5 protein-coding genes are annotated in these 7,053 nt (G+C 45.4%); 4 read left to right on the forward strand and 1 reads right to left on the reverse strand.

Translation table 11 applies throughout. The annotated features are described in order from the left end of the window. The first annotated feature begins 261 nt into the window (after positions 1-261). The 4 genes from C0033_RS25590 to C0033_RS25605 all read left to right on the forward strand — a co-directional run bounded on the left by C0033_RS25590 (position 262) and on the right by C0033_RS25605 (position 6,104). Positions 262-1,455 (forward strand): MFS transporter, encoded by a 1,194-nt coding sequence (locus C0033_RS25590; protein ID WP_103230691.1) that lies wholly within the window; start codon positions 262-264, stop codon positions 1,453-1,455. A gap of 71 nt (positions 1,456-1,526) precedes the next feature. After that, positions 1,527-4,802 (forward strand): N-6 DNA methylase, encoded by a 3,276-nt coding sequence (locus C0033_RS25595; protein ID WP_103230692.1) that lies wholly within the window; start codon positions 1,527-1,529, stop codon positions 4,800-4,802. A gap of 36 nt (positions 4,803-4,838) precedes the next feature. Beyond that, on the forward strand, positions 4,839-5,684 hold the full coding sequence (locus tag C0033_RS25600) for a sugar nucleotide-binding protein (protein WP_103230693.1): 846 nt from the start codon (positions 4,839-4,841) through the stop codon (positions 5,682-5,684). A 129-nt stretch (positions 5,685-5,813) separates the two neighbouring features. Then, positions 5,814-6,104, forward strand: coding sequence for a hypothetical protein (locus C0033_RS25605; RefSeq protein ID WP_242984596.1), 291 nt, complete (start codon positions 5,814-5,816; stop codon positions 6,102-6,104). A gap of 74 nt (positions 6,105-6,178) precedes the next feature. Here the strand turns inward: C0033_RS25605 and C0033_RS25610 are convergent, their stop codons facing one another. After that, on the reverse strand, positions 6,179-6,910 hold the full coding sequence (locus tag C0033_RS25610; RefSeq protein WP_103230694.1) for an SDR family oxidoreductase: 732 nt from the start codon (positions 6,908-6,910) through the stop codon (positions 6,179-6,181). Between the last annotated feature and the right edge of the window lie 143 nt (positions 6,911-7,053).

The raw sequence follows: 7,053 nt of genomic DNA on the forward strand, positions 1-7,053 counted from the left end.
GGCAGAATTGGTAAAAAGAAAAAGTAGTAAACCCCGAAAATTTCGTATTTTCGGGGTTTTTATAGTTCAAACTTTCACTTGTAAAATGCAGCAGAATGGAGTTGCATTTTTTGCGTATACCATAAGGGAATTTTTTTATAAAGTAAAAAGCCCTTTTATTAAAACCTTGTTTAAAGGGAAACAATCGGATATAATGAGAGGAAACAGGCGTCCCGGCATTCAGGGAGTCCGGCGGTTAAAAAATGTAAAGGAAGTATTCGTATGAAGTACCGTACCCGTTTTCGCTGTTTCTTTTTAATACTTATCTTATTTAATCTGGCTGCCAATTTTGCTCATCCGGTGACCCCTACTCTTATTAAAAATTTAAATCTTCACGATTATATGTTTGGTGCGGCGCTGGCGGCTATGCTGTTCACCAATTTTTTGCTGTCTCCGTTTTGGGGGAAAATTAATACGTATGTGTCTTCTAAAGTTTCCATGCTGGTCTGCTGCTGCGGCTATGGGGCCGCACAAGTATTTTTTGCGGTTTCCGTTACGGAACCTCAGATTTTGGCTGCCAGGCTGTTTGCAGGTATTTTTACGGGAGGGGTATTTACAAGCTTTTTAACCTATGTGGTAAATACGTCGTCCGATGAGGACCGGGGGCGCCATCTGGCTATCTGCGCTACGATACAGAGCGTGGCAAGCGCGTTTGGGTATATGATCGGCGGGTTTTTAGGGGAGATTTCCGTGATGGTTACGTTTATGATCCAGGCCGCGGTTTTATCGGGCTGCGGGATTCTGTTTTTATTGATCTGTGTTCCGGATGTGGATATGGATTTAAGAAAGATATCCCTGCCCCAGCTGGCAAAAGAGGCGAATCCGCTGAATGCGATTCTGGACGGCCGCAAATTCATGTGTGCGGCGTTTGTGATGCTGTTTGCGGTGAATGTTCTGATGAACATCGGATTTACATCCTTTGACCAGGCGTTTAACTATTATCTGAAGGATGTTCTGGGACTGACCTCTTCCTACAACGGAATGATTAAAGCGGTTGTGGGCCTGGTTTCTTTTGTCTCCAATATGACGCTGTGTATCTGGATCATGAATAAGAAACATGTGAATCAGATTGTGGTTCTGGTAATTCTTGTATGCGCTCTGGGATCTTTGGGAGCCATTGTTTCGGTGAAGATTCCGCTGATGATCGGGTTCAGCATTCTTTTGTATGCGGCTAATTTTGTCAGCGTTCCTCTGATACAGAATCTGGTGGCGAACCAGGCGGAACAGGGGCAGCAGAACCTGGTGATGGGATTTTATAATGCTACGAAAAATATAGGGGGAATGGTGGGTTCCCTGACGGCCGGATTCATCTATTCGGTGGATGCAAAACTGCCTTTTCTATGCACGCTGGCGGTATTCGGCGCCGCGGCTTTGGTGATGGAAATCTTTGCAAAATACAGGAAGCCGGGAATTTAAACACTGACAGATATGGATTTGGATGATATAATAAGGGGTATGTATTTTTACAGCGTGAAAGGAAATGATGGATGAAAAACATAGCAGTATATGTTGATGAGTATAAAAAGAAAGCGGAAACATTTGCAAATGAAGAGGAAGTCAGGATCGGCACCAATGAGCTGATTAAAGAGTTTATTCAGGATTTTGAGATCGCTTCGCTGGAAGAGAGCCATGAGACCACCTCCATACATGGAGGGCGTGCGGACAGTATTTTTTCCGATATTGTCATTGAATATAAGATTAAAGGGACGTTTAAGAGCAAGAAGGGCCGGGATGAGGCTGTTTACGGCCGGGATGCCAAGGATCGGGGGCTGAAGCATTATCTCATCAATTTTACATTGGATGAGTATACGGCCGCTGCTATAGATGACAGCATTTTCTGCAGCCGGATTGTGAATAAGGTGGGGATTGGTTTTGACGGCGAGGCCATGATCATAGCCAGATTTGTTCCCGACGAGACGCCGCAGGATATTTTTTCGGATAAAAAGACCAAGAAACTGCCAAAGCAGCTTTCAGAGAAGCTGCCTCTCAGGCTGGTGGTGGAATTTATAGATGATTTGGAAGTGGCATTCAAGAAGATGGTGCTGCTTCTGCGTTCTACGGACCGTTACTGCCTTTCTTCCAAAAACCTGATTAAGGAGTTTGGTCCTGGGTCAGAGATATGCAGGGAGACAATCCAATACCTGTATGGAGAGCTGGAAAGGGAATATAAGGCCAATACCAGGATCAACACTCTTTACCGGGAGTGGCTTAGAATATTCGGAGATATCTATGGGAAGAAGGAGACGGATTTTACGCAGTACCGGGCGTCCCTTGCTAAGATGTATGGAATGAAGGCCAATCTTGATCCCCAGAAGACGTTGTTTATCATCCAGACTTATTATAATATTGTGCTGAAGCTTTTGATTTTCAAGCTGTTGGAATCCCTGACCGACCCGACCAGAAAGTCAAGGGCCATGGGGAGCATGAAGGAGATCATATCCCTGTTTTCCGGGGATTCTTATTCCAGAGTGGAAGTCGATAACTTCTTCGAGGTGCATTTCTTTGAATGGTTTCTGTTTGACGAAGCATTTGATGAGAAATTCATCAATGATATTGAGATCAAACTGGATAATTTTGAAACCACCACTTCGGTTATTAAGAGCGAGGTAGTGGAGGACGTGCTGAGGGACGTTTATGCCAATCTGATCCCTACGGACCTGCGTCATCTGATGGGAGAGTATTATACCTGCGGATGGCTGGTGGATTTTACGCTCAATAAGGTGAATTACGAGGGACAGAGAGGGATTTCGCTTCTGGACCCGACCTGCGGAAGCGGATCATTTATCACCCATGCGATTAAGAGGTTCCGGCAAAAGAACAGTTCGGAACTGAGCAATGAACAGATTATTGAAGAGGCGACGAAAAATATTGCAGGATATGATATCAATCCGATTGCCGTGATCTCCGCAAAAACCAATTATCTGCTGTCATTGGGAGACATCTCTACTTATGAAAAGGCGATTTCCCTGCCCGTTTACATGTGTGATTCGGTGCTGGTTCCCACCGTGTATGCCAAGCAGAATAAGGCCGATCACTGCATTAAAGTGAAAACCGTGGTGGGCACGTTTGAGATTCCGGTCATGAAGGACAGGGCTCAGAGTGATCTGCTGCTGAATAAGGTTTATGAGTGCATCTATAAGGAATATACGTATGATCAGTTTTACGATCTGACGGTCCGGGAAAAGCAGCTGGATTATGACGGGATTGATCTGGCTCTGGTTAAAAAGTTTTATGAAAAGATTCTGGATCTGCATAAAAACGGTAAAAATGGGTTCTGGGGCGTTATTTTGAAAAATGCTTTTGCTCCGCTGTTTGCCAAAGACGGTTTCGATATCGTGATCGGAAACCCGCCCTGGATCGGCTGGAAATCCATGTCCGATACCTACAGAAAGCAGACGCTGGACGTGTGGATGAGCTATGATATATTTGAAAAGAGCGCTTATGACAAGATCACGTCACATGACGATTTTGCCATGGCGGTTGTCTATGTTTCCATGGATCACTATGTAAAAGAGAATGGAAAGATCGGATTTGTGCTGCCGCAGACATTTGTCAAATCCCCTAAGGGCGGAGAGGGATTCCGGAAATTCGTGATTACCAGGGATGGAATGTCGGTTCCATTCTGTATTGAAGAAGTTTATGATATGGACGCCATCAAACCTTTCCGGAAGTTTGCGACCAATAAAGCGTCTGTGATGATCTTTAAGAAGAACAAGAAGATGGTCTATCCGATGCACAATTACTATCTCTGCCTTCCGGCTAAGCCTAAGGAAATTGTGGATCATTACGATACATTTACGGATGCTATGAGCAAGATCAGGATGGAGAAACAGTCCGCCAAACCAATAAGCGCCGAGGATGACAGAAGCCCGTGGCTGACCTTTGAAGAAAAGGAATTGACGGTAACGGATAAATACCGCGGCAAATCGGCCTATAAGGGCAGAAAAGGGATTGAACCCTGCGGTGCCAAAGGAACCTATCTGGTGGATGTGAAGGAAGCCAGAGGAAATTGTGTGCTGATTGAGAATCTGGTGGAACGTGCCAGGCTTCAAAAGGCCAAGGATCTGGGCGTGCATCCCGGAATGGTGGAAAAGGATCTGGTCTATCCCATGATCGGCGGGCGCAACATCAGCAAATGGGGAGTGAATTCCCATCTCTATATGGTGGTTCCCCATAATAATTCAGGCGAGGGCATCTACAGAGGCATGGATGAGGGAACGCTGAAGGTCAGCTATCCGAAAACATATGACTGGCTGTTTTATTTTAAGGATCTGCTGACTGAAACCCGTGTCAGAAGCGCTAAATTCTTTGATTTGGCGCAGTTTCCATGGTACAGGCTGGACAATGTTGGCGATTATACCTTCCAAAACTATCATGTGGTGTGGAGGGAGCAGAGCAAATCCATGACGGCCTGTGTGATCGGTTCACTGGATGACCCGTATTTGGGAGAAAAGGTGATGGTTACGGATTCTAAGGTGCTGTCCTGTGCAACTGATGATCTGAGAGAGGCGCATTATATCTGTGCAATTATCAATTCGCCCAGAATAATCAGCATTATAGACGCATATACCATCGATACCCAGCGCGGCGTGGATATCCTGAACAACATTGCGATTCCGGAATTTGACCCGGAAAATGAGGTTCACGTACAATTGTCCGGCTGTTCGGCTAAGGCCCATGAACTGTTTTTGGCGGAAGATAAAGAGGGGATTGCCGCGACGGAGCGTGAGATCGATGAATTGGTGGAAAAGCTGTTTGTGTGACGGTATTATACATTGGATTAAAAAGGATGTGCTTTTATGAGAATACTGGTAACTGGCGGGAATGGTTTTCTGGCTTCGAGGATAATCCGATATTACCGGGAACGTCATGATATGACAGGAGTAACGCACAGCCAGATGGATTTTACGGATAAAGATGCGGTTAAACGGACCTTTGAGAGGATAAAGCCCCAGGCAGTATTTCACTGCGGTGCGGTTTCCGATACGAAAAAATGCGGGGATAACCCGGAATCTTCCTATCTGGTTAACGTAACCGGAAGCGGCCTGGTGGCGGCTGCATGCAGGGAATATGGGGCGAAGCTGGTTTTCTGCAGTTCCGATCAGGTATATGTGGGAAGCGAAGAGACTTCTCCTCACCGTGAGGAGGAGAGCCTGTTTCCTCCTCATGCCTACGGGCGGCAGAAGCTGGAGGCGGAGCAGATCTGTATGGAGCAGAATCCGGATACGGTGGCGTTAAGGCTCAGCTGGATGTATGACAGGGATACGGATTTGAACGTGGAACACGGCAATCTGATGGCCAATGTGAAGCGGTCTTTAAAGCTGGGAGAAACGCTGAGGTACCCGGTTTATGATTACCGCAGCATAACAAATGTCTGGGAAGTGGTAGAAAATTTTGAACCGGCTCTGCATTTACCGGCGGGAGTTTATAATTTCGGCAGTGAAAATGATTTGAGCACTTATCAGGTAGTTGAATTGATTTTGAAGCTGATGGGAGTGAATGGGGCGGATTTAACCGCGGACCGGGAATCATTTGCAGAAAAAAATAGAAATTTACGGATGAATATTGCAAAAATCCGCTCGTTCGGCTTGGGATTTTTAACAACATCGGAAGGAATTAAGCGCTGTATGTCATGCGATTTGTAAAATCAGTGTAATAAAACTGTCAAAAAATTAAATATTTTATTAATATTAAAAAAATATAAAATTTTTATGTATTTTTACGAAACTCTATGATATAATGACACATGAAAATATACAGCAGGAGGAAATATTATGGAAGGCGATGTTAACAACTACGTAGAGCAACCGGTATACCAGCAGGCACCATCATATAATGACCCGAACAAAGAGGTTATGACAATGGGCCAGTGGTTTATCACAACCCTTATTATGGCGATTCCGTGTGTTGGTTTTATCATGACACTCGTATGGGCGTTCGGAAACGGTAATGAAAACCGTAAGAACTTCTGCCGCGCATCTTTGATCTGGATGGTTGTGGGTATTGTACTCTTAGTTATATTCTATGGATCAATTTTTGCTATGATCGCAGCATCTTCATATTAAACAAATCGTAAAAATATGGCGTATCCCGGCTGAACATACAGCCGGGATACGCCATATTTTATATTTTCTAATTTTTACATCCATCCGCCGTCCAGTCCGATAACCTGGCCGGTCAGGTAGGAATCTTTATAACCCAGATGGTAGACCAGATCGGCCACTTCGTCGGCACGCCCTAATCTTCCGGTAGGGATTTCTTCTATGAGTGAGATCAGCTCGTCTTCTTCCAGAAACTGATTCATTTCCGTATCGATCGCGCCGCAGGCAACGGCATTCACCTGAATATTGCTGGGAGCCAGTTCCTTTGCCAGGGCTTTTGTAAATGCATTGATTCCTCCTTTTGTGGCGGAATAAGCTACTTCACAGGAAGCGCCCACATTGCCCCATACGGAGGATATGTTGATGATCTTGCCGTATTTCTGCGCCACCATTCCCGGAATCGCCAGCTTGCTGCAGTTGAAAACCGAGGTCAGATTGGTGTGGATCACCCGGTCCCAATCGCTTGATGTCATGTCCTGCAGAAGCCCGATGTAGGAGATACCCGCGTTGTTAACAAGTACATCGATGGTTCCAAACTGTTTCTTCGCCTTGGAAAATAAAAGCTCGCACTGAGCCATATCTCCCATATCGCCGAGAAAAGCCAGGCAGGAAGCCTGGTAGGATTCCACTTCTTTTTTTGTCTGAAGCAGACGTTCTTCATTGCGCACGCAGTTGATCACGAGATCGTATCCCTTTTTCGCAAATTTCACTGCGATGGCTTTGCCGATGCCTCTGGATGCGCCGGTCACTAAAACTGTTTTTCTAGCCATATAATCACCCCTTTGCCAATAGGCGTTTTTGAAAAACATACTTCAATATAATGATATCAAAGTTTGCTGAGAGTGTAAATAGTTACTATTCACAGTCCCGGGGACCTCTGCCGCCGGAATCTGGCCTGGCGGCAGAGGTCCCC

This window comes from Clostridium sp. chh4-2, assembly GCF_002899675.1.
Classification (GTDB): Bacteria; Bacillota; Clostridia; order Lachnospirales; family Lachnospiraceae; genus CHH4-2.

Coding starts and splice junctions, on each gene's coding strand:
- C0033_RS25590 (WP_103230691.1), top strand. CDS start 262: ATGAAGTACCGTACCCGTTTTCGCTGTTTCTTTTTAATACTTATCTTA.
- C0033_RS25595 (WP_103230692.1), top strand. CDS start 1,527: ATGAAAAACATAGCAGTATATGTTGATGAGTATAAAAAGAAAGCGGAA.
- C0033_RS25600 (WP_103230693.1), top strand. CDS start 4,839: ATGAGAATACTGGTAACTGGCGGGAATGGTTTTCTGGCTTCGAGGATA.
- C0033_RS25605 (WP_242984596.1), top strand. CDS start 5,814: ATGGAAGGCGATGTTAACAACTACGTAGAGCAACCGGTATACCAGCAG.
- C0033_RS25610 (WP_103230694.1), bottom strand. CDS start 6,910: ATGGCTAGAAAAACAGTTTTAGTGACCGGCGCATCCAGAGGCATCGGC.